Here is a 21,325-nt window from a genome sequence, read left to right as displayed (position 1 = left end):
CCATGGTGACGTTCAGCCAGCTCCAGCACATCGACCTCGCAAGCCTCAACGCGGCGGCGACCGACTTCGAGACCATGGTCCGCTCCTGGGACCTCTCGACCAAGATGCAGAACGAGGTCATCGGCCCCGTCCAGCAGTCCGGTTGGCACGGCCCCACCGCCGACGCGGCCGCCGGATCGCTCACCCGGACCCGCGACCAGATCCACGCCGCCTTCGAGGAGGCCTCGGCCATCGCGCGGACCCTGCGCGAGGCGCACGACGAGTTCGCGGCCGCCAGGAAGGACCTCCAGACGGCCGTCCAGCACGCGGCCGGCAAGGGCCTCACCGTCGACGGCGAGGGCGGCGTGCACTGGCCGCCCGCCACCGACCCGGTGGACAAGAAGGACCCGGACTACGCCAAGGGCCGGCAGTCCGACGCGCAGGCCACCGCCGACGAGATCGGCAAGGCCCTCGACCGCGCCACCGAGGCCGACACCGCCGCCACCGCGGCGCTGGCCGGCGACACCGGCACCGACTCCGGCAGCTTCAACAGCAACCCGGTCGGCAGCCTCGCCGAGGCCGAGGCCAAGCAGGCCGCGCAGATCCTCAGCCTCGGCTCCAAGGCCACCGACGCCCAGCTCACCCAGCTCCAGAGCCTGCTCCAGCACCACAACGGGGACCCGCGGTTCGCCGCCGCCTTCTACGGCGGGCAGGAGCCGGCCACCTTCCTCGCCTCCTACGGCGCGATGGCGCAGAGCGGCGACTTCTCCGACAGCCCGGCCCGCAAGGCCGCCGTCAAGGGGATCCAGGACGGCCTCGGCCTCACCCTGGCCACCGCCACCGACAGCCACAAGCAGCCGCACGTCTCCGACGACTGGGAGCAGCGCCTGCGCAAGGCCGGCGGCGAGCAGATCCCGCTCGACCCCAAGGCCAACCCGAAGTCCAGCCCGTACGGCTACCAGATCCTCGGCAACATCCTGCGGCACGGCGACTACGACGCCCACTTCATCAACCCGATCGCCGAGCACGTCACCCAGCTCACCAACGAGAACCCGGGCCGCTGGGACGCGGTGGCCGCGATGCACGGCTCGCCGTTCCAGGAGTTCCAGTTCACCGGTGTGACGGACGAGAAGGGCAACGTCCACGGCTTCAACCCGCTGTCCTCCGTCCTGGAGGCGCTCGGCCACAGCCCGGAGGCCGCGACCAGGTTCTTCAGCGACCCGCCGACCGCGTACAACCCGGACGGCTCGGTGAAGAGCCACGGCGGCGAGAACAAGTACTTCGAGATGCTCACCGACAGCGGCGAGCGCTCCCTGCTGCGGGACATGCCCTACCCGCTGCGCCCCAACCCCGGTACGGCGGACGCCTTCGAGGTCGGCGCCCTGGGGCACGCCCTCGAGGCGGCGACGACCGGCCGGGGGTACGACGACGCCAACGCGCCGCTGGCCAAGCACACCCCGGAGATGTCCGCGCTCACGGAGAAGATCTTCGAGACGTACGGCACCAAGGACGGGCCGGAGCAACTGCACGGCGACAAGGCCCTGTTCGGCGCGATGAACGGCAGCCTGGGCAACATCACCGCCGCGTACATGGGCGATGTCCAGGCCGCGCTCGAAGGACCGGGCGCACCGGCCGTGACCGGCACACCGGCCGATCTGAAGGACGCCGAGGTCCGGCGGCTGCTGGACGTGCTGGGCCGCGACCCGGACGCCTACGCCTCGATCGCCGCCGGGCAGCAGGCGTACACCACCGTCCAGATCGAGGACGCCATCTCCAAGCACGGCCACGGCAGTCAGAGCGAGATCCAGATGGCCGTGGAGAACGCCGTCCGGCCCGGCGGGCAGGTCACCGGTCTCATCACCGGTGCGATGGCGGACGAGGTCTACACCAGGCACGCCGCCGAGGACAAGGACTTCAACGAGGCGATCGACACCAAGCGTGAGATCGCCGGCAAGGTCTGGGAGTTCACCGGCGGAAAGGCGATGGAGCGCGCACCGGTGGCCGGTGAGGGCGTCAACTTCGTGGTGGAGCAGATCATGGACGGTGTCGCCGAGAGCTACAAGGTCGACACCCACAACGAGGCCGACGACGAGGCGAAGGAGGCGGTCTCCCAGGCCAAGCACGGCGCGCAGAAGGCCGTGCTGGAGACCTTCGACCGGGCGGCCTCGGGCAGCGGGCTCGATCCCGCCTTCCTGGAGCAGCTCCGGCGCCGGGCCGGGCAGGTCTCGGACGACGGGTACACCTCCGGCGCCTCCGGGCCGAAGCCCGCGGGTCAAAGTGGCTGAGCCGCCGGGGCACCGGACGGCGGCCACCGGCGCGCACCCCTCCCGCAGGCCCGGACGGCCTGCGGGGCGGCTCCCCACTCCCGTGGTTACGACGACGAAGGCGGCAAGCAGCCGATGACCGAAGAAACCCAGTCCGGATCCGCCCAGGGCATCGCCCGCGCGGCCTTCGCGGAGGTCGAGGCCCGCCGGGTGCGGCGCCGGCGCAGGCTGGTCTCGGTGGGGCTGCCGCTGGCGGCCGTGATGGCGGCCGGCCTCTGGGCGTGGCAGCCGTGGAACTCGGTCGACCTGCCGCAGAGCGCCTGCTGGTCGCTGGTCACCCGGGCGGACCTGAAGCCCGCCGCCGGGGACGACGGCACGGTGGTGGTCAGGCAGGAGGGCGACCCGGTCGGCGGGAAGACCGTTCCGTGGTGCGACGTCCGCTGGGACACCTCGCACGGCAGGAAGGTCCTGAGCGTCGGCGTGGAGCGGCCCGACCAGGCCGCGTTCGAGGAGGCCCGGCTCGGTACGGCCGACCGCCCCGACCAGCCGCCGCGGCCGCTGGCCGCCGGAGCGGGTATCACCGGCTGGATCCGGCCCGACGCGAGCGTCGACCTGCTCTACCGGTGCGACTACGCGGGCCGGACCGAGGACCACTACCGCCGGGTGCGGGTCACCGGCACCGCCGCCGCGGGCACCGGCCCCGACGAGCTGCGGGCCTCGCACGTGGCCGTCGCCTGGCGGACCGCGCAGAAGGCGATCGCCGGCGAGCACTGCGAGGGGATCGCCCCGGCGGACGCCCCGCCCGCCGTTCCGGCAAGGTGACCGGCCCCGGGCAAGGCCCCGGCTTTTGCCCGGGGCTTTGCCCGGGCCTTTGCCCGGGGTGCACGCGAGCAGGCAAGATAGCCGGGTGAACCTCCTAGACCTGATGCCGAAGCCCGCCACCCCCGACGCGCTGTACGAGACGTTCGCCGCCTGGGCGGAGGAGCGCGGGATCACGCTGTACCCGGCTCAGGAGGAGGCGCTGATCGAGCTGGTGTCGGGGAACAACGTCATCCTGGCGACGCCGACCGGGTCGGGCAAGAGCCTGGTGGCGGCGGGAGCGCACTTCGCCGCGCTGGCGGAGGGCAAGCGGACCTTCTACACCGCGCCGATCAAGGCGCTGGTCTCGGAGAAGTTCTTCGACCTGTGCAAGATGTTCGGCACCGAGCAGGTCGGCATGATGACCGGCGACGCGAGCGTCAACCCGACCGCGCCGATCATCTGCTGCACCGCCGAGGTGCTGGCGCAGATCTCGCTGCACGACGGGCCCAGGGCCGACATCGGCCAGGTCGTCATGGACGAGTTCCACTTCTACGCGGAGCCGGACCGCGGCTGGGCCTGGCAGATCCCGCTGCTGGAGCTCCCGCAGGCGCAGTTCCTGCTGATGTCCGCGACCCTGGGCGACGTCCGCCGCTTCGAGGAGGACCTCACCCGCCGCACCGGCCGGCCCACCACGGTGGTCCGCTCGGCCACCCGGCCCGTCCCGCTGTTCTACGAGTACCGCCGCACCACCCTCCACGACACCCTGGAGGAGCTGCTGAAGACGGGGCAGGCGCCCGTCTACGTCGTGCACTTCACGCAGAAGGAGGCGGTGGAGCGGGCGCAGTCGCTGATGAGCATCAACATGTGCTCGAAGGCGGAGAAGGACGCCATCGCCGACCTGATCGGCAACTTCCGCTTCACCACCAAGTTCGGCCGCAACCTGTCCCGTTACGTGCGCCACGGCATCGGCGTGCACCACGCGGGCATGCTGCCCAAGTACCGTCGGCTGGTCGAACGGCTCGCGCAGGCAGGCCTGTTGAAGGTGATCTGCGGGACGGACACGCTCGGCGTCGGCGTCAACGTGCCGATCCGCACGGTGCTGTTCACCGCGCTGTCCAAGTACGACGGCGTGCGGGTCCGGGTGCTGCGCGCCCGCGAGTTCCACCAGATCGCGGGCCGCGCGGGCCGCGCCGGGTTCGACACCGTCGGGCAGGTCGTCGCCCAGGCGCCGGAGCACGTGATCGAGAACGACCGGGCGGTCGCCAAGGCCGGCGACGACCCTAAGAAGAAGCGCAAGGTCGTCCGCAAGAAGGCCCCCGAGGGCTTCGTCGGCTGGACCGAGGAGACCTTCGACCGGCTGATCGGCGCCGACCCCGAGCCGCTGGTCTCCCGCTTCAAGGTGACCCACGCGATGCTGCTGGCCGTCATCGGCCGCCCGGGCAACGCCTTCGAGGCGATGCGCAAGCTGCTCACCGACAACCACGAGGACCGCGCCGCCCAGCGCCGGCACATCCGCTCCACCATCGCCATCTACCGCTCGCTGCTGGAGGGCGGCATCGTGGAGCGGCTGCCGGAGCCCGACGCCGAGGGCCGGATCGTCCGCCTCACCCTGGACCTCCAGGAGAACTTCGCGCTCAACCAGCCGCTCTCCACCTTCGCGCTGGCCGCCTTCGAGCTGCTCGACCCGACCTCGCCCTCGTACGCGATGGACGTCGTCTCCGTGGTCGAGGCCACCCTCGACGACCCGCGCCAGATCCTCGCCTCGCAGCAGAACAAGGAGCGCGGCGAGGCCATCGGGGAGATGAAGCGCGACGGCGTCGAGTACGAGGAGCGGATGGAGCGGCTCCAGGACATCACCTACCCGAAGCCGCTGGAGGAGCTGCTCACCCACGCCTACGAGGTGTACCGCCGGGCACACCCGTGGATCGGCGACCACGAGCTGCGCCCGAAGTCCGTCGTCCGCGACCTGTACGAGCGGGCGATGACCTTCACCGACTACGTCGGCCACTACGACCTGGCCCGCACCGAGGGCATCGTCCTGCGCTACCTGGCCGGTGCCTACAAGGCGCTGGAGCAGACCGTCCCCGAGGACATCAAGACCGACGACCTCAAGGACGTCATCGCCTGGCTCGGCGAGCTGGTCCGCCAGGTCGACTCCAGCCTGCTGGACGAGTGGGAGCAGCTGGCCAACCCGACCGAGCCGCAGGCGGCCGAGGTCACCCTGGACGACAAGCCGGCGCCGGTGACGGCCAACGCCCGGGCGTTCCGGGTGCTGGTGCGCAACGAGATGTTCCGCCGGGTGGAGCTGGTCGCGCTGGAGCACTACGACGCGCTGGCCGCACTGGACGGCGAGTACGGCTGGGACGCGGACCGCTGGGCGGACGCCATGGACGGGTACTGGGACGAGTACGACGACCTCGGCACCGGCCCGAACGCGCGCGGCCCGAAGATGCTGCTGATCGAGGAGGAGGACTCCTCCTGGAAGGTCCGGCAGATCTTCGACGACCCGGCGGGCGACCACGACTGGGGCATCAGCGCCGAGGTCGACCTCTACGGGTCGGACGAGGAGGGCCGCGCGGTGCTGCGGGTCACCGCGGTGGACCGGCTGGGCGGCTGAGCCGCCCTCGGCCCCGTCCGACCGGACGGGGCCGAGGCACACGGGCCGAGGCCGGGACCGGTCCTGGCGTCACATCCAGATGAACGGCGCGCCCGCGGCGTACGAGATCGCGCGGGTGGCCTCCTCCAGCATCTGCTCCGAACCGGCGGGCGCGGTGCTCGGCGGCACGCTGAGCGGGGTCGCCCCGGTGGCGGTCGCGGCGGGCGCGGCGGCGGCGCTGTGGGCGTCGGCGAGCCGCGAGCTGGCGACGGTCACGTAGTAGCGGACGGCCTCGACCCGCGGCTCCGAGCCGGTCCTGGCGCTGCCGGCCGGCTGGGCCGGGGCGGTGGTGGCGTCCGGGAGGATGAAGGCCAGCGCACCCGGCTTGGCCTGCAGGGCCTGCGCGGCCTTCGCGGCGGACGCCTCGTCACCGAACCGCAGCACGGTGACGCTGCTCAGCACCGGCTTGTCCTGGCCGGTGAAACTGACGGTGAGGTAGCCCTGGCAGCCGGTGTCGCGCAGCGGGTCCTGGGTGCGGTCCTGAAGCGCCTCGGTGCAGTTCTGGCCCTGTCGGACGCCGGAGCGCTTGCCCTTGTAGGCGCCGACCTCGACCGGCCGCTGGGCCGGGAAGTACACGTCGACGTTGAGGCCCTCGGGGTCGGTCACGGTCCGCGGCGGCGGGCTGCCGACCACCGGCGGCGTCCTGGTCGCCTCCTTGCTGGACGGGCCGAGGCCGGGTATGAAGTCGCCGGGCGTGGGCCGGGTGATGATCCAGCCTCCGGCCGCCACCACGCCCACCACGACGATCCAGCCCACGGTTCGGCGTGCGCTGAGTCTCCTGGACCGGTACTCACCGGCCGGCTGCTCGGTCCCGTTGTCTCCCGGTGACGGGGTGCGCTCCCCCTGCGTGGTCATGGCGCAGATTCTAAGCAGTGCGCGGGTGGCGGAGATCACGGGGGATGGCCGTTGGCGATCACTCGCACTACCCGCCGGTAACCACCGTGGACACGGACGTGACCTGCACCACTACCGTGAGCTGTGGAGCTGTGACAACTCGCACATCCTCCCGGGGATCTTCTGGTGGGTTTCCTCTGGCGTCGGCCGACGGCCAGCAGGCAGGATCGAGCCCATGGATCTGCTCGATACCCTCACCGCCAAGGGCCTGCGCGGGGACGTCCCCACCCGGGAAGAAGCCCTGGCCGTCCTCGCCACCACCGACGACGAGCTGCTGGACGTGGTCGCGGCCGCCGGGCGGGTGCGCCGGCAGTGGTTCGGCCGCCGGGTCAAGCTCAACTACCTCGTGAACCTGAAGAGCGGGCTCTGCCCGGAGGACTGCTCGTACTGTTCGCAGCGCCTGGGCTCGAAGGCCGAGATCCTCAAGTACACCTGGCTGAAGCCGGACCAGGCCGCCGACGCGGCCCGCGCCGGGGTCTCCGGCGGCGCCAAGCGGGTCTGCCTGGTGGCCAGCGGCCGCGGCCCGACGGACCGTGACATCGACCGGGTGACCGACACCATCGCCGCCATCAAGGACGCCGACCCGGCGGTCGAGATCTGCGCCTGCCTCGGCCTGCTCTCCGACAACCAGGCGGAGCGGCTGAAGGCGGCCGGCGCCGACGCCTACAACCACAACCTCAACACCTCCGAGGGCACCTACGGCGGCATCACCACCACCCACACCTACGCGGACCGGGTGGACACCGTGCAGAAGGCGCACGGCGCGGGCCTGTCGGCCTGCTCGGGCCTGATCGCGGGCATGGGCGAGACCGACGAGGACCTGGTCGACGTGGTCTTCGCGCTGCGCGAGCTGGGCTCCGACTCGGTGCCGGTGAACTTCCTGATCCCGTTCGAGGGCACCCCGCTGGCCAAGGAGTGGAACCTCACCCCGCAGCGCTGCCTGCGCATCCTGGCGATGGTCCGCTTCGTCTGCCCGGACGTCGAGGTGCGGATCGCGGGCGGCCGCGAGGTCCACCTGCGCTCGATGCAGCCGCTGGGCCTGCACATCGCCAACTCGATCTTCCTCGGCGACTACCTGACCAGCGAGGGCCAGGCCGGCCAGGCCGACCTCGACATGATCAAGGACGCCGGCTTCGAGGTGGAGGGCGCCGGCGAGGCGACCCTGCCCCGCCACCGGTCCGACGTGGCCGCCGCGGGCGACTCCTGCGGGACGGGCGGCGGCTGCGGGCCCTGCGGCGGACACGGCGCCGCGACCGGGGCCGCGACCACCGGCTGCGGTGGCACCGCCGAGGACGCGGCCGAGCCGGCCGGTACCGAGGTAGCCGCCGGGGAAGCCGCCGAGGCCGCCGGTGACGGGCTGCGCAGCGACCTCGTCCGGGTCCGCCGTCGCGGGGCCGGCACCGAGCTGGCACCCAACGCCTGACCACCCCGGGGAATCCATCATGGCTCAGCTGTCCGCAGACAACCTGCTCGCCCTCGACCGGGCCCACGTCTGGCACCCGTACGGGCCGATGCCCGGCACCGTCACCCCGTACGTGGTCGAGTCCGCGTCCGGAGTGCGGCTCCGGCTCGCCCAACCCGTCGCGGGGCACCGGGAACTGGTCGACGGGATGTCGTCCTGGTGGGCGGCCATCCACGGCTACCGGCACCCGGTGCTGGACGAGGCGGTACGCGACCAGCTGGGCCGGATGAGCCATGTGATGTTCGGCGGGCTCACCCACGAGCCCGCCGTCCGGCTGGCCGCCCGGCTGGTGGAGATCACGCCGGAGCCGCTCCAGCACGTCTTCCTGTCCGACTCCGGGTCGGTGGCCGTCGAGGTCGCGATGAAGATGTGCCTGCAGTACTGGCAGTCCATCGGCCGGCCGGAGAAGCGCCGGCTGCTCACCTGGCGCGGCGGCTACCACGGGGACACCTTCCACCCGATGTCGGTCTGCGACCCGCAGGGCGGCATGCACCACCTGTGGGGCGGCGTGCTGCCCGACCAGCTCTTCGCACCGCAGCCGCCGGCCGGCTTCGACGCGCCGCTGGACGCCGGGTACGCGGCCCGCTTCGAGGAGCTGGTGGAGCGCCACGCCGACGAGCTGGCGGCCGTGATCGTCGAACCGGTGGTGCAGGGCGCGGGCGGGATGCAGTTCCACTCCCCCGCCTACCTGCGGATGCTGCGCGACCTGTGCGACCGCCACGGCGTGCTGCTCGTCTTCGACGAGATCGCCACCGGCTTCGGGCGCAGCGGCGCGCTGTTCGCGGCGGACCACGCCGGGGTCGCACCGGACGTGATGTGCCTGGGCAAGGCGCTCACCGGCGGCTACCTGACGCTGGCCGCGGCGCTGTGCACCGGTGAGATCGCGGACGGGATCAGCCGGGGCGAGATGCCGGTGCTGGCGCACGGGCCGACGTTCATGGGCAACCCGCTGGCCACGGCGGTCGCCAACGCCTCGCTCGACCTGCTGCTCGGGCAGGACTGGGAGGTCGAGGTGAAGCGGGTCGGCGCCGGGCTCCGGGAGGGCCTGGCGGGGGCCGCGGAGCTGCCGGGGGTCAAGGACGTGCGGGTCCAGGGCGCGATCGGCGTGGTGCAGTTGGACCACCCGGTGGACGTGGTGGCCGCCACCGAGGCGGCCGCCCGGGAGGGCGTCTGGCTGCGGCCGTTCCGCGATCTGATCTACACCATGCCGCCCTATGTGACCGGCGACGAGGACGTGGCCCGGATCGGCGCCGCCGTGACCGCTGCGGCGGTGGCCGGATGAGCGCGCGGATCCTGTTCGTCACCGGCACGGGCACCGAGGTCGGCAAGACCGTCACCACGGCCGCGGTCGCCTCGGCCGCGCTGCAGGGCGGCCTGAAGGTCGCCGTGCTGAAGCCGGGCCAGACGGGCGTCACCCCGCACGAGCGGGGCGACGCGGACGAGGTGGTCCGACTGGTCGGCGCCCCGCTGACCACCCGCGAACTCGCCCGCTACCCCGAGCCGCTGGCCCCGGACACCGCCGCCCGCCGGGCCGGCCGGCCGACCGTCTCGCCCGCCGAGGTGGCCCAGGCCGTCGCCGAACTCGCCGACGGGCACGACCTCGTGCTGGTCGAGGGCGCCGGGGGCCTGCTGGTCCGCTACGACGAGGAGGGCCACACCCTCGCCGACCAGGCGCGGGCGGTGCTGGACCTCGGCCTGCCCGCCCAGGTGCTGCTGGTCGCGACGGCGGGCCTCGGCACGCTCAACACCACGGCGCTGACCGCGGAGGCGCTGACCGCCCGCGGGCTGGACCTGCTCGGCGTGGTCATCGGCGCCTGGCCCGACTCCCCCGGCCTGGCCGACCGCTGCAACCTCGCCGACCTGCCCCGCTCGGCGGGCGCGCCGCTGCTCGGGGCGCTCCCCTCGGGTGCCGCCGTGGCGGCCGGCTTCCCCGTGCGGGCGCTCGACTCGCTGGCCCCGGCGCTCGGCGGCCGGTGGGACGCGGCGGAGTTCGCCCGGGCGCAGCGGCCGCAGTAGTCGGCGGCGGGGTGCAGCGGCGGGGTGCAGCGGCGGCGGCCTCGGCGCCGGGCCCTTCGCTGTCGGCCTTGAGCGGCAGTCCTTGAGCGGCAGTCCTTGAGCGTCGGGCCTTGAGCGTCAGCCCTTGAGCGTCGGGCCGGTCTTGGCGAGGGCGAGTTCGAGGTTGGCCTTGTCGGCCTTGGGCGCGGAGATCCGCATGGTGGTGTAGTCGCCGCCGGTCAGGCCGCCGAGCGTCACCGTGGCGGGGTAGGCGGCCACGCCGCCGGCGGCCGTGGTCTGCCACAGCCGACCCGTGCCGGTGGCGGCCAGCCCGCCCCAGTCCTTCCAGGTCAGCCCGTCCAACTGCCCGGTGCCGGCGCCGCACCCCACGGGGAAGGACCTCGGCTCCGAGAGCTGCTCCCCCGTGCAGCCGTAGATCACGGGGACGGGGTCGCTGGGCGCCGGCGGCTCCACCGACGCGGACGGCAGGACGGGCGGGACGACGGGCGGCGGCGTCGACTGCGGGGGCGTCGACTGCGGCACGGAGGAAGCCGATGGCGTGGCGGGTGCCCCGGTGGTGGGCGGTGCCGGTGCCGCCGAGCGGGAGGGCGCCGCGGTGGTCCCGGCGCTGCTGCAGCCGGTGGCCGCGAGCAGCAGCGCGAGGAAGCCCGCCGCGAGCCCGGCCGTACCGCCGCGCCGCGCCGGTGTCGTACCCGTGGCGTGCTCTGTCATGGTCCCCCCGCCGGCCGTGTCCCCGGTCCGCACCCGGGGAAGTCCGCCCAGCGTACCCGCCCACTCCGACAGCCCGGTCGGCGCACCCTGACTCACCCGATGACCACGGGAGTTGAGCAGGCGTCACCGGGTGGCCCGGCAGGCTCCGGGCGCAGGATCGACACCACCCCGACCCCCGCCGCACCCGAGGCTCACGGCCCCTCCCGCGCCCGCCGTGTGACCCCCGGACAACCCGGCCGGACGCGGCGTTTCCGCCCGTGAACAGTTGATTGCATCCGTTGCCTCCCGCCTGCGGCCGTGCACAGGATGGGCGGGTCCTCACCTCGGACCCCAGGAGGCGATCAACCGTCGTGCCCGGTAAGCAGATCCACCTCGCCGCGTTCTTCCCCGGCATCGGGAACACCACCGTCTGGTCCCATCCCGAGGCCCGCAGCCAGATCGACTTCGACTCCTTCCTCCGCTTCGCGCAGACGGCCGAGCGGGGGCGGTTCGACTTCTTCTTCCTCGCGGAGGGGCTTCGACTGCGCGAACACAAGGGCGAGGTCTACGAACTCGACGTGGTCGGGCGGCCGGAGTCGCTGACCGTACTGAGCGCCCTGGCCGCCGTGACCTCGCGGCTCGGACTCGCCGCCACCGTCAACTCCACGTTCAACGAACCGTACGAGGTGGCGCGGCGGCTGGCCGCGCTGGACCACCTGAGCGAGGGCCGGGCGGCCTGGAACGTGGTGACCAGCTTCGACGAGTTCACCGGCGAGAACTTCCGCCGGGGCGGGTTCCTCGCGGAGTCCGACCGCTACACCAGGGCCGCAGAATTCCTGCGGACCGCACGGGAGTTGTGGGACAGCTGGGCGGCGGACGACGTCCTCGCGGACCAGGCCGCCGGCCGCTTCGTCCGGGCCGGGGCGGGCGGGTTCACCCACCGGGGAGCCCACTTCGACATCGCGGGCCGGTTCAACACCCCGCGCCCGCCGCAGGGCCACCCGGTGGTCATCCAGGCGGGCGAGTCCCCGGAGGGCCGGGAGTTCGCCGCCTCCGACGCGGACGTCATCTTCAGCCGGCACAGCAGGCTCCCCGAGGCCCGGGACTTCTACCGGGACGTCAAGGGCCGGCTCGCCGCGTACGGCCGCTCACCGGAGGACCTGAAGATCCTGCCCGCCGTCACCTACGTCATCGGCGACACCACCGAGGAGGCGCACGAGCGCGCCGCCGAGATCCGCCGCGCCCAGGTCGGACCGGAGACGGCGATCGCCTACCTGGAGGCGGTCTGGGGCCGGGACCTGTCCTCCTACGACCCGGACGGGCCGCTGCCCGACGTCGACCCGGACCCGGACAGCCTGCTGCTCAAGGGCCACGCCCTGTTCCGCACCGACCGGGCGGCGACCGCCCGGCAGTGGCGGGAACTCGCCGAGGAGCGCGGGCTGAGCCTGCGGGAGCTGGTCACCGAGGTCACCGGACGGCAGACCTTCATCGGAACACCGCGCGAAGTCGCCGACGCGATGGACGAGTTCGTGCAGAACGACGGCTCCGACGGCTTCGTCATCGCCCCGCACCTGATCCCCGGTGGGCTGGACGACCTGGTCGACCGGGTCGTCCCACTGCTCCAGGAGAAGGGCGTGTACCGCACCGACTACACCGGCACGACCCTCCGCGACCACCTCGGTCTGACCGCCGCCCGGAAGGAGGCCCCGGCCTCATGAGCCAGCAGCCCCTGCACCTCGCCGTCGCCCTGGACGGCGCCGGCTGGCACCCCGCCGCCTGGCGCGCGGACGGCGCCCGGCCGGGCGCGCTGTTCACCGCCGGCTACTGGGCCGACCTGGTCGCCGAGGCCGAGCACGGCCTGCTCGACCTCGTCACCTTCGAGGACGCCCTGGCCCTGCAGTCCGCCGACCTCACCGGACCGGACGACCGGACCGACCAGGTCCGCGGCCGGCTGGACGCCGTCCTGGTGGCGAGCCGGGTGGCGCCACTGACCTCGCGGATCGGACTCGTCCCGACCACCAACGTCACCCACACCGAGCCGTTCCACGTCTCCACCGCCATCGCCACCCTCGACTTCGCCAGCCGGGGCCGGGCCGGCTGGCGCCCGCAGCTCTCCGCCCGCGCCGAGGACTCCGCGCACTTCGGGCGCCGCCGGACCCCACAGCTCACCCGGGACGACATCCGCGACCCCGAGCTCATCGCCGGGCGGCTGCGCCCGCTCTTCGACGAGGCCGCCGACGTGGTCGAGGTGGTCCGGCGGCTCTGGGACAGCTGGGACGACGACGCGGAGATCCGCGACAGCGCCACCGGCCGGTTCGTCGACCGCGCCCGGCTCCACCCGGTCGACTTCACCGGCGAGCACTTCAGCGTGCGCGGCCCGTCCATCACCCCGCGCCCGCCGCAGGGCCAGCCGCCGGTCGCCGTCCTCGCACATGCCGGCATCCCCTACGAACTCGCCGCGAAGGGCGCCGACCTCGTCTTCGTCACGCCGCACTCGCGCGCGGGCGCGGCGGCCGTCCTCGCCGAGGTCGCCGCGGCCAGGGCCGCCGTCGGCCGACCCGACTCCCTGCCGCTGCGGGCCTTCGCCGACCTGCTGGTCTTCCTGGACGAGCGGCCCGGCGCCGCCGCCCGGCGCAAGGAACGCCTGGACGAACTGGACGGCGCACCGCTCGCCTCCGACGCGGAGGTGTTCACCGGTACCCCGTCCGAGCTCGCCGACCTGCTGCTCGACTGGCAGGCGGCCGGCCTGGACGGGTTCCGCCTGCGCCCCGGCGAGCTGCCGCACGACCTGACCGCCGTCACCCGCGCGCTGGTCCCGGAACTGCGCCGCCGCGGCGCCTTCCGGGAGGCGTACACGGCGGACACCCTCCGCGGGCACCTCGGCCTGACCCGACCGGTCGGCCGCTATGCGGCGGCCCGGGCGTAGGCCTGCTCGGGCCGAGCGGGGCACCGGGCGCACCGGCGCCGCGCCTCAGACAGTCACGCATCAGGCCGACAGCGGCTTCACCCAGCGGGTCCAGGCCGGTTGCGGCCCATAGCCGGCCGCCGTCCAGGTGCGCTGCCCGAGCGGGTTGTCGTCGAGCACCATGGCGTCCGCACGACGCCCGCCGAGGGCGGCGAAGCGGTCCTCCGCGGCCGCCAGCAGCGCGGCACCGATGCCCCGGCGGCGGTGGTCCGGGTCGACGGCGAGCCGGTAGAGGTGACAGCGCCAGCCGTCCCAGCCCGCGATGACGGTGCCGAGGAGGGCCTCGCCGCCACCGGCCCGGGTCGCGACGATCAGGCACTCCGGATCCCGGGCGAGCAGCGCGGCCACGCCGTCGGCGTCGTCCGTGATGCTGGTGCCCTTGGCGGCCCGGGCCCAGAGGGCGAGCACGGCGGGGATCTCGTCGGGGGTGGCGGTGCGCAGCACGATGTCGTCGGTCATGCGGGCGTGTCTACCAGGGCCGTCCGCCCGGCGTCCGGGAATTTCGCGGGCCGGGACGGTCCGCCGCCCTCCGGCCCCTCAGCCCTCCCTGCGGGCGAGCTCCCAGACGGTGGTGGCCTTGACGGCGGCGTCCTCCAGGTCGGCGACGACCGGTACCTGATAGACGGCCAGCGCGGTGAACCGCTCGCGCGGCAGGTAGGCCCGCCCCGGGTCGCCGACGATCACCACGGCCCCCCTGGCCTGGGCCCGCTCCAGAAACGGCAGGAACCGGGCGGCCATCTCCCGCTCGTAGAACACGTCCCCGGCCAGGACCACCTCGGCCGGCCCGCCGTCCCCGTCGAGCAGGTCCTCGACCGACGCGTCCACCCGGACGCCGTTCTCCTCGGCGTTGACCGCGACGGCCGCCACCGCGAGCGGGTCGATCTCCGCCGCCCGGACGTCCGAGGCCCCCCGCAGCGCCGCCGCGATCCCGACCAGTCCGGAGCCGGCCGCCAGGTCGAGCACGGTCCGCCCGGCCACCACCTCCGGGTGGTCGAGCACATAGCGGGCGACGCCCATCCCCCCGGCCCAGGCGAAGGCCCAGAACGGCGGCGGCAGGCCGATCTCGCCGCGGGCCGACTCCGTCGTCTCCCACAGGGCGATGGCGTCGTCGGCCATGTGGAGGCTGATCTCGGGGACGAAGGGAACGAGAGCCGGACGGGTCTCACTCCGGACGAAGGCCTGGTCCGACACAGCGCTTGCGCCCGGGTGAACCGTGCGCGTCTCGTTCAGCATGCCCGCAGCATAGAGCTCCGCCCGACCCGCCGTCGGCCAAGCGTCGGTCCACCGCCGGTCCGCCGTCGGTCCACCGCCGACCCGTCATCGGCCTGCCGTCGACCCACTCCCGGCCTGCCGTCGGCCGCCCGCCCGGCGATCCGGCGGGCAGGATCACGCAGCGCCAGGCGATGCGTACCATTTCGATACCGAAGCCTGGATGAGCTGCGAAGATGCTCGCCCGCCGGGCCCGGGCCCGGGTAGCATCCGGCACATGCCCTCCGGCCTTGGCGCAGGCGGCCCAGCGCTGCCGTGCCCGCGTTCCGGGCGGCGGACTCTCGCGGACCATCAGGTGGATCCCGCGCACTCGGCACCGCGCGCCAGGGCAGTCGCGCGAACGGCGAAGGGCAGCATCTTGGCGGATCGGCTCACCGGAGGGGACTCCTCGCTGCTTCGGCGGATCAACGCCGCGGTCACGCTGAGGGCACTGCGGGCCGGACACTCGGTGACCCTCACTCAACTGGTCGGGGACACCGGACTGTCCCGGCCCACGGTGGAGGGCGTCATCGAGGGCCTGGTCGAGACCGGCCTGGTCGCCGAGGTCGACCAGCCGCAGAACGGCGGCCAGCCCGGCGGGGGCCGCCAGCGCGGCCGCCCGGCCCGGTGGTTCCGGTTCCGCGCCGAGGCCGGGCACATCCTCGCCGTGGAGATCGGGGTGCACGACGTCCGCGTCGTCCTCGCCGACCTCACCGGCGAGGTGGTCGGCAGTCACTTCAGACCGGTCGACGAGGGCCTGGACGCGGAGGAGCGGCTGACCGCCGTCCGTACCGTGGTCGCCGAGGTGCTGCGCAAGGCCGGGATCTCCCGCGACAACCTGTGGGCGGTCGGCGTCGGCACCCCCGGCATCGTGGACCGGGACGGCACGGTGCAGCTCGGCACCGCGATGCCCGGCTGGACCGGGTTGGACCTGGGAGCCCGGCTGCGCCGCTCGTTCCGCTGCCCGGTGCTGATCGAGAACGACGCCAACCTGGCCGCGATCGCCGAGCACTGGCAGGGCGCGGCGGTCGGCGCTGACGACGTCGTGTTCGTGATGGCCGGGCTCAGCCCCGGCGCCGGCTCGCTGATCAACGGGCGACTGCACCGCGGTTTCGGCGGCGCCGCCGGCGAGATCGGCGCCCTCCACCTGCTCGGCCAGGAGGTGACCCCCGAGCGCCTGCTGTCCACCACCGGCAAGCCGCTGGACCCGCTGGACGAGGCCGCCGTGGCCCGGGTCCTGCGGCTGGCCCGCGAGGGCGACGAGGTGGCCCGGGTCGCGATGGACCGCTTCCTCGCCCGGCTGGTGCACGACGTGGCGGCCCTGGTACTGGCGATCGACCCCCAGCTGGTGGTGGTCGGCGGCTGGGCGGCCGGTCTGGACGGCGTCCTGGAGCCGCTGCGCGAGCGCCTCGCCCGCTTCACCCTGCGCGCGCCCGAGGTGGCGCTGGCCGCCCTCGGCTCCGAGGTGGTCGCGATGGGCGCCCTGCGGGTCGCCCTGGACCACGTCGAGGAGCAGCTCTTCGCCGTCGACCCCCCGACCGGCGCCGCTGCCGCCCGGGCCTGAGGCCCGGGCGGCCCGCCCGCCCCCTCGTGCCCGATGGCGTGCCCCTCGGGCTCAAGAGCTCGTACAACGGCCAAGGCCCGGGCGCTCGTTGAGCGTCCGGGCCTTGGCCTGAGGGTGTGCGGCAAATGGTTCAGGAGGCGGTGCGGACCCCGGAGGTCGCACCGACGGGGGTGACCTCGACGAGGCCGGTCTCACCGAAGGTGAGCTTGCAGGTGTCCGCCCGGTAGGTGGAGACCGCGAGGGCGACCAGGCGGCCGGCGGCGGCGTACTGGGTGGTCATCACCAGGACGGGCGTGCCGGGCGGGCGCTCCAGCAGGGAGGCCTCCTCGGCCTCGGCGACACCGAGCTCGACCGCGCGGGACTCGCCGTCGACCTCCAGGCGCTCCAGCTGGCGCAGCACCGAACGGGCCCGGTCGCTCTCGGCGCGAAAGCCCGGCAGGTGCGGCAGGGCGGAGGCCGGCACGTGCAGCGACTCGGTGGCCATGTTCTGGCCCTGCACCATGCGGACCCGGCGGACGGTGTGCACGGTGGCCCCCTCCGCGATGCCGAGGCCCTTGGCCAGTCGGGCGGTCGCGGGGGCGGTGGTGCAGTCGACCGTGCGCCAGGCCTGGCTGCGGGCGGTACCCGGCCAGCCCTCCTCGTGCCGGTTGACCGGGACACCGACCCGGGGGGCGGCGATCAGGGTGCCGATTCCCCGGCGGCGGACCAGGCGGCCCTCCAGCTCCAGCTGGTCGAGCGCCTGGCGCAGCGTGGCCCGGGCCACCCCGAAGCGGGCGGAGAGCTCGCGCTCGTTGGGGAGGACCTGACCGGTGGAGAACTCCGTGTCGATGGCGCGGAGCAGCACCGTACGCAGGTGCCAGTACTTCGGTTCCGGTACCGCCGCGAGCTGTCCTGTCGTCCCCACCATGGCCTCCACCCGTTTGTCCGCCGTGCCGAAAGAGGGGCGGATCCCGGCCCGCTGTCCGCTGTTGCGGCAGGTGGGAGAGCGGGCTTTATCCGTCCTTCTTTATTAAAGGTCCTTGCAGTAAGTGACACTAGGGGCTGCATCCGGAGATGGTCAAGACCAATGACGGGGGTTGGCGAGGATGTCGCGGGGATTCATGCCGCGTTCACGTCACCTCAAACGCCCCCGCCGCAGGCCACACGCCCGCCGCGCCGTTTCCACCCGGGCGGCCCCCGCTGGGTAGGCTTCCCGGGTGATCGTGGTGACGAGTGTGAACGTGAACGGAATCCGGGCAGCGGCCAAGAAGGGCTTCATCGAGTGGCTGGCCGCCACCGAGGCGGACGTGGTCTGCCTCCAGGAGGTGCGCTCCGAGCCCGGACAGCTGCCCGCCGAACTGCGCGACCTGGACGGCTGGCACGCGGTCTGGGCACCGGCCGCCGCCAAGGGCCGGGCCGGAGTAGCGGTGCTTTCCCGGCAGGAGCCGGTGCGGACGGCGATCGGTTTCGAGTCCGCCGAATTCGACAATTCGGGCAGGTATGTAGAAATCGACCTTCCCGGGCTGACCGTGGCCAGCCTCTATCTCCCTTCCGGCGAGGTCGGCACCGAACGCCAGGAGGAAAAGGAACGCTTCATGGCCGAGTTCCTGGTCCACCTCGGCAAGCTCCGCACCCGCGCCGCCGCCGAAGGCCGGGAGGTCGCGGTCTGCGGCGACTGGAACATCGCCCACCGCCCCGAGGACCTCAAGAACTGGAAGGCCAACCAGAAGGCCGCCGGCTTCCTCCCCGAGGAGCGCGCCTGGCTCACCCGCGTCCACGACGAGGCCGGCTACGTCGACGTCGTCCGCACCCTCCACCCCGACTGCACCGGCCCCTACACCTGGTGGTCCTACCGCGGCCGCGCCTTCGACAACGACTCCGGCTGGAGGATTGACTATCTGATGGCCACTCAGAAACTCGCGGCCACCTGCACAGAGGCTTACGTCGAACGGCCCGCCTCCCACGCCGAGCGCTGGTCCGACCACGCACCCGTCACCGCGGTCTTCGACATCGGCCAACTCCAGTAGTGCCAAGGGAAGATGAAGCGCCCTGGGAGCCCCCCTCGGTCACAGCCACATCCGACCGGGGCAGAACCAGGGCGCTCGCCTGCCCATCACCCCACCGCAGACCACACAGCGGAGGTCGCACACTTCACACCCGACATGCCGGACACAGGCAAGGGAAACGACTCGATTTGTAGAAAGTCGGCGGGTCGACCGTGATCCAGGCCACCGACTCCGGCCCCACCGTACAGAAGGACCTGGGGCGAAGGCGGACCTGACCCGACCTGATCGGCACGCGCTGGCCGGGGCCGGGGTGTCGTACCGTTCGGGTCCTGTACCGATCTCATGAGCCGCCGGCAGGCCATCGCAGGACCGAGGCTTCCGCATCCACGTCCCGCACCGCCTTGAGTTTGACGTCCGCGACGGGCTCGACCTCGAAGAAGCGCAATGGATCCTTGATGATGCGGAGCGTCGGCTCCCCCGCTCCCCGGGCGGCGCAATCGGACCTGCGGGCGCCGCGGGCACAGCCGGAGTGACCGCGGACCTGGGCCCCGGCAGTGCGGGGGTCGAGGCTGGCGGGCGGAGCGGTTTCCCCGGGGCGGCCGGAGTGCCGGGCATCGTCAGCTTGCGCTGCCGCAGCAGGTCGTTCATCCGCTGCTGCTCCTCGTGATCCTGCTGACGCGCGGACACGAGCGGGGTTGCGCTCGGCGGCTGGTCGGGCGCATCCGCCTCCCAGAGGTCGCGCCACCGGTGACCGACGTGGGTCCGCTCGCCCGAGAAGAAGCTCGCCACGGCCATGCCTCCACCGCGAGTGGTCCGCAGCGCCTCCGGGGCGGAGACGAAGAGGGCCTTGGCCGTGCGGTCGATCTGTGCGTCAACGGGGAGCTCGAGCACCTCCCCGCCGTCCCCGGAGTCGAGCTGGATCCGGAGCCCCGGTGGGACCCGGACCTCCAGCTCGGCCAGCCAGGTCCAGCCGGTGAAGGCGTTGGCGGCTTCGGGTTCGTCCCGGACGAGGATGTCCTGCAGTCCCGCCACAGCCCTCCGGAAGTCCTGGGTGAGCCGTGGATCGGGCACCGCGCCGTCCAGGCCAAGGACGCTCGCCCGGGCCGCTCCAGGCGGGAGACCGGCAGGTACGGCTCGGTCAAGTCCCAATGCTTGTCGGTGAGTTGCCTTCGCGTCGCGTCAAACCGCCCCTACCGGGTTCTGCCCCAAGACGGGGGCAGAACCCGAAGACTGATCACAACCGCACACAGGCCCTGGGTCTACGGGGTGGTGGGTACGGAGTCTTCGAAGGTCGTTCCTGTCGCGCGGTACGCGGCGACGGTGGCGGCGACCTGGGCGGGTGTCAGGACTTGGTCCTTGACGTGCAGGACGTAGTCGATGCTCTGTTCGTGGGTGCGCGGGGTGGTGGAGGTCTGTCCGGTGAAGTCGATGAGCCACTGGTTGAAGTCGATGACCATGGGGCGCTCCGGAAGGTAGCGGGCGTCGTGGCGCGCGAATTCCTTGCCGTCGATGAAGAAGACGATGGCGTTGCTGTCGATGGTCATCACGAGGTCGTGCCAGCCGGCGTAGCTCGTCCTGGTCTCGGTGTGCTGGTTGACGGCCTCCCAGGGGTCGGGGCGGAACGTTTCCCAGGAGGTGGTGTAGAGGATGTTGGCGCTCTCTCCCCAGCCGCCGTTGGGGAGGTACTCGAAGTCGTATTCGGAGTAGTCGTCGGCCATGGGCGCCTTGAGATCGTTGATGGTGAAGAAGCTCTGGACGAGGTGGTCACCGTCCGGACCGCTCACCGGCGCGTCGGAGAAGCGGACGCGGGCCGCGTAGGTGCCGTTCTTGAACTTTGCTGCCTGAGTGCTCAGTTCGCTCTGCCGGGTGGATTCGGCGGTTCCGGCGGTCGAGGTCCGCAGGGTCATGACGGAGTTCGCGCCGTCCTTGGCGAAGGTGACGTTCTCCGGCGCCCAGGTGGCGCCCCAGACTCCTGGTCCGCCGCCACCGGAGCGCACGGTCCACCCGTGGGTGCCGATCGCGGGGTCGGTGTGAGCGGTGTAGTTGAAGTCGTCGAAGAGCGCGGAACCACTGGACGGCGGCGTGGTCGCAGTGGGAGTCGGCGTCGGAGTGGCCGTGGGGGTTGGCGTGGCGGAGGCCGTCGGGGTTGGCGTGCTGGTCGGGGTTGGCGTGGGGGTGGGCTGGGCGCCTGTGGGTGCGGTGCCCCATACCTGGACTCCTGCGATGGACGCGGTGACCCTCGGCCAGTTCGCGTATGTGGTCTGGTCCGGTCCGAAAGAGTAGTCGTCGTTCTGATCGACCGTCAGCCAGTCGGAGCGTTGGAAGCGCAGTTGGACGTCCCCGGTGTCGGCGCCGGGCGTCAGGGATCCGGCGCCTGCGGTGAATCCGATCTCGAGGTAGCGGTCGGCGGCGGCGCCGGGCTCGGTCAGGGTGCCGAAGGTGCCGGTCACGTTGGCGCAGCCCTTAACGGCCCAGTCGCAGGCGTAGGTGTAGGCGGCTGAGGCGGTGTCGGCCTTGAAGTAGTAGCGCACCTTGACCTGGCTCAACGGAACTGTGCCGGAGCCGGTGTTGACCACCTTGAGCCAGGGGGTGATCTGGGCGCTGCCGCCGCCGCTGTGCTGGTACTGAACGGTGACGGCCTCGCCGGCGGCTTCGGCCCGAGGGGCGGTCAGGGCGCTGACACCGAGGCCGGTCACGGCGGCAGCGGTGAGTGCAGCTTGGATGCGGCGCCACCGGTTGGTCAAGGGCGTGCTCATGGGCCTTCTCCTGAGGTGGGGGCTGGGATGGCGGCACGGCTCGCA

16 protein-coding genes are annotated in these 21,325 nt (G+C 72.9%); 10 read left to right on the top strand and 6 right to left on the bottom strand.

Translation table 11 applies throughout. The features are described from left to right. Positions 1-2: 2 nt before the first annotated feature. The 3 genes from ACIGZJ_RS14690 (at position 3) to ACIGZJ_RS14680 (ending at position 5,661) form a co-directional block, all read left to right on the top strand. On the top strand, positions 3-2,264 hold the full coding sequence (locus ACIGZJ_RS14690; protein WP_396457532.1) for a DUF6571 family protein: 2,262 nt from the start codon (positions 3-5) through the stop codon (positions 2,262-2,264). A gap of 114 nt (positions 2,265-2,378) precedes the next feature. Then, the gene (locus ACIGZJ_RS14685; RefSeq protein ID WP_396457531.1) at positions 2,379-3,065 is read left to right on the top strand and encodes a hypothetical protein; all 687 of its coding nucleotides are present in this window, start codon (positions 2,379-2,381) and stop codon (positions 3,063-3,065) included. 103 nt (positions 3,066-3,168) lie between these two features. Next, positions 3,169-5,661, top strand: a complete 2,493-nt coding sequence (locus ACIGZJ_RS14680; protein ID WP_396457665.1) for a DEAD/DEAH box helicase — start codon at positions 3,169-3,171, stop codon at positions 5,659-5,661. A 69-nt stretch (positions 5,662-5,730) separates the two neighbouring features. Here the strand turns inward: ACIGZJ_RS14680 and ACIGZJ_RS14675 are convergent, their stop codons facing one another. Then, positions 5,731-6,555, bottom strand: coding sequence for a hypothetical protein (locus ACIGZJ_RS14675; RefSeq protein ID WP_396457530.1), 825 nt, complete (start codon positions 6,553-6,555; stop codon positions 5,731-5,733). 214 nt (positions 6,556-6,769) lie between these two features. Between ACIGZJ_RS14675 and bioB the strand changes: the two genes are divergently transcribed. The 3 genes from bioB to bioD are packed head-to-tail and all read left to right on the top strand — an operon-like array spanning position 6,770 to position 10,072. Then, on the top strand, positions 6,770-8,017 hold the full coding sequence (gene bioB, locus ACIGZJ_RS14670) for a biotin synthase BioB (RefSeq protein WP_396457529.1): 1,248 nt from the start codon (positions 6,770-6,772) through the stop codon (positions 8,015-8,017). 19 nt (positions 8,018-8,036) lie between these two features. Continuing rightward, positions 8,037-9,338 carry an adenosylmethionine--8-amino-7-oxononanoate transaminase gene (locus tag ACIGZJ_RS14665; protein WP_396457528.1) on the top strand — a complete coding sequence of 434 codons (1,302 nt, stop codon included), beginning with the start codon at positions 8,037-8,039 and terminating at the stop codon, positions 9,336-9,338. After that, positions 9,335-10,072, top strand: a complete 738-nt coding sequence (gene bioD / locus ACIGZJ_RS14660; RefSeq protein ID WP_396457527.1) for a dethiobiotin synthase — start codon at positions 9,335-9,337, stop codon at positions 10,070-10,072. The genes ACIGZJ_RS14665 and bioD overlap by 4 nt, the downstream gene beginning before the upstream one ends. A 117-nt stretch (positions 10,073-10,189) precedes the next feature. On the opposite strand, the gene ACIGZJ_RS14655 is transcribed toward bioD, so the two are convergent. Further along, entirely contained in the window at positions 10,190-10,783 is a 594-nt protein-coding gene (locus tag ACIGZJ_RS14655) for a hypothetical protein (RefSeq protein ID WP_396457526.1), read from the bottom strand. 350 nt (positions 10,784-11,133) lie between these two features. On the opposite strand from ACIGZJ_RS14655, the gene ACIGZJ_RS14650 reads away from it, so the two are divergent. Then, positions 11,134-12,480, top strand: a complete 1,347-nt coding sequence (locus tag ACIGZJ_RS14650) for an NtaA/DmoA family FMN-dependent monooxygenase (protein ID WP_396457525.1) — start codon at positions 11,134-11,136, stop codon at positions 12,478-12,480. Then, the gene (locus ACIGZJ_RS14645; protein ID WP_396457524.1) at positions 12,477-13,688 is read left to right on the top strand and encodes an LLM class flavin-dependent oxidoreductase; all 1,212 of its coding nucleotides are present in this window, start codon (positions 12,477-12,479) and stop codon (positions 13,686-13,688) included. Before ACIGZJ_RS14650 ends, ACIGZJ_RS14645 begins: the two co-directional genes overlap by 4 nt. Positions 13,689-13,748: 60 nt before the next feature. Here the strand turns inward: ACIGZJ_RS14645 and ACIGZJ_RS14640 are convergent, their stop codons facing one another. Both ACIGZJ_RS14640 and ACIGZJ_RS14635 read right to left on the bottom strand, forming a co-directional pair. Then, complete coding sequence (locus tag ACIGZJ_RS14640; RefSeq protein WP_396457523.1) at positions 13,749-14,186, bottom strand: GNAT family N-acetyltransferase; 438 nt, start codon at positions 14,184-14,186, stop codon at positions 13,749-13,751. A 78-nt stretch (positions 14,187-14,264) separates the two neighbouring features. Then, positions 14,265-14,960, bottom strand: coding sequence for a class I SAM-dependent methyltransferase (locus ACIGZJ_RS14635; RefSeq protein ID WP_396457522.1), 696 nt, complete (start codon positions 14,958-14,960; stop codon positions 14,265-14,267). A 394-nt stretch (positions 14,961-15,354) separates the two neighbouring features. Between ACIGZJ_RS14635 and ACIGZJ_RS14630 the strand changes: the two genes are divergently transcribed. Then, positions 15,355-16,539, top strand: coding sequence for an ROK family protein (locus ACIGZJ_RS14630; protein ID WP_396457521.1), 1,185 nt, complete (start codon positions 15,355-15,357; stop codon positions 16,537-16,539). 130 nt (positions 16,540-16,669) lie between these two features. Here the strand turns inward: ACIGZJ_RS14630 and ACIGZJ_RS14625 are convergent, their stop codons facing one another. Continuing rightward, the gene (locus tag ACIGZJ_RS14625) at positions 16,670-17,443 is read right to left on the bottom strand and encodes a GntR family transcriptional regulator (protein WP_396457664.1); all 774 of its coding nucleotides are present in this window, start codon (positions 17,441-17,443) and stop codon (positions 16,670-16,672) included. 292 nt (positions 17,444-17,735) lie between these two features. Here ACIGZJ_RS14625 and ACIGZJ_RS14620 point away from each other — a divergent pair, with 292 nt between their 5' ends. Then, complete coding sequence (locus tag ACIGZJ_RS14620) at positions 17,736-18,545, top strand: exodeoxyribonuclease III (RefSeq protein ID WP_396457520.1); 810 nt, start codon at positions 17,736-17,738, stop codon at positions 18,543-18,545. 1,238 nt (positions 18,546-19,783) lie between these two features. Here ACIGZJ_RS14620 and ACIGZJ_RS14615 read toward each other — a convergent pair. Further along, positions 19,784-21,280 (bottom strand): cellulose binding domain-containing protein, encoded by a 1,497-nt coding sequence (locus tag ACIGZJ_RS14615; protein WP_396457519.1) that lies wholly within the window; start codon positions 21,278-21,280, stop codon positions 19,784-19,786. Positions 21,281-21,325 lie beyond the last annotated feature (45 nt).

The organism is Kitasatospora sp. NPDC052868 (assembly GCF_044547105.1).
GTDB lineage: Bacteria > Actinomycetota > Actinomycetes > Streptomycetales > Streptomycetaceae > Kitasatospora.
This window is presented reverse-complemented; position numbering and strand designations above follow the sequence as displayed.

Bases quoted from the DNA above. Each gene is read 5' to 3' on its own strand.
- bioB (WP_396457529.1), top strand. From the start codon at position 6,770: ATGGATCTGCTCGATACCCTCACCGCCAAGGGCCTGCGCGGGGACGTC.
- ACIGZJ_RS14640 (WP_396457523.1), bottom strand. From the start codon at position 14,186: ATGACCGACGACATCGTGCTGCGCACCGCCACCCCCGACGAGATCCCC.
- ACIGZJ_RS14645 (WP_396457524.1), top strand. From the start codon at position 12,477: ATGAGCCAGCAGCCCCTGCACCTCGCCGTCGCCCTGGACGGCGCCGGC.
- ACIGZJ_RS14635 (WP_396457522.1), bottom strand. From the start codon at position 14,960: ATGCTGAACGAGACGCGCACGGTTCACCCGGGCGCAAGCGCTGTGTCG.
- ACIGZJ_RS14675 (WP_396457530.1), bottom strand. From the start codon at position 6,555: ATGACCACGCAGGGGGAGCGCACCCCGTCACCGGGAGACAACGGGACC.
- bioD (WP_396457527.1), top strand. From the start codon at position 9,335: ATGAGCGCGCGGATCCTGTTCGTCACCGGCACGGGCACCGAGGTCGGC.
- ACIGZJ_RS14665 (WP_396457528.1), top strand. From the start codon at position 8,037: ATGGCTCAGCTGTCCGCAGACAACCTGCTCGCCCTCGACCGGGCCCAC.
- ACIGZJ_RS14655 (WP_396457526.1), bottom strand. From the start codon at position 10,783: ATGACAGAGCACGCCACGGGTACGACACCGGCGCGGCGCGGCGGTACG.
- ACIGZJ_RS14680 (WP_396457665.1), top strand. From the start codon at position 3,169: ATGCCGAAGCCCGCCACCCCCGACGCGCTGTACGAGACGTTCGCCGCC.
- ACIGZJ_RS14690 (WP_396457532.1), top strand. From the start codon at position 3: ATGGTGACGTTCAGCCAGCTCCAGCACATCGACCTCGCAAGCCTCAAC.
- ACIGZJ_RS14615 (WP_396457519.1), bottom strand. From the start codon at position 21,280: ATGAGCACGCCCTTGACCAACCGGTGGCGCCGCATCCAAGCTGCACTC.
- ACIGZJ_RS14685 (WP_396457531.1), top strand. From the start codon at position 2,379: ATGACCGAAGAAACCCAGTCCGGATCCGCCCAGGGCATCGCCCGCGCG.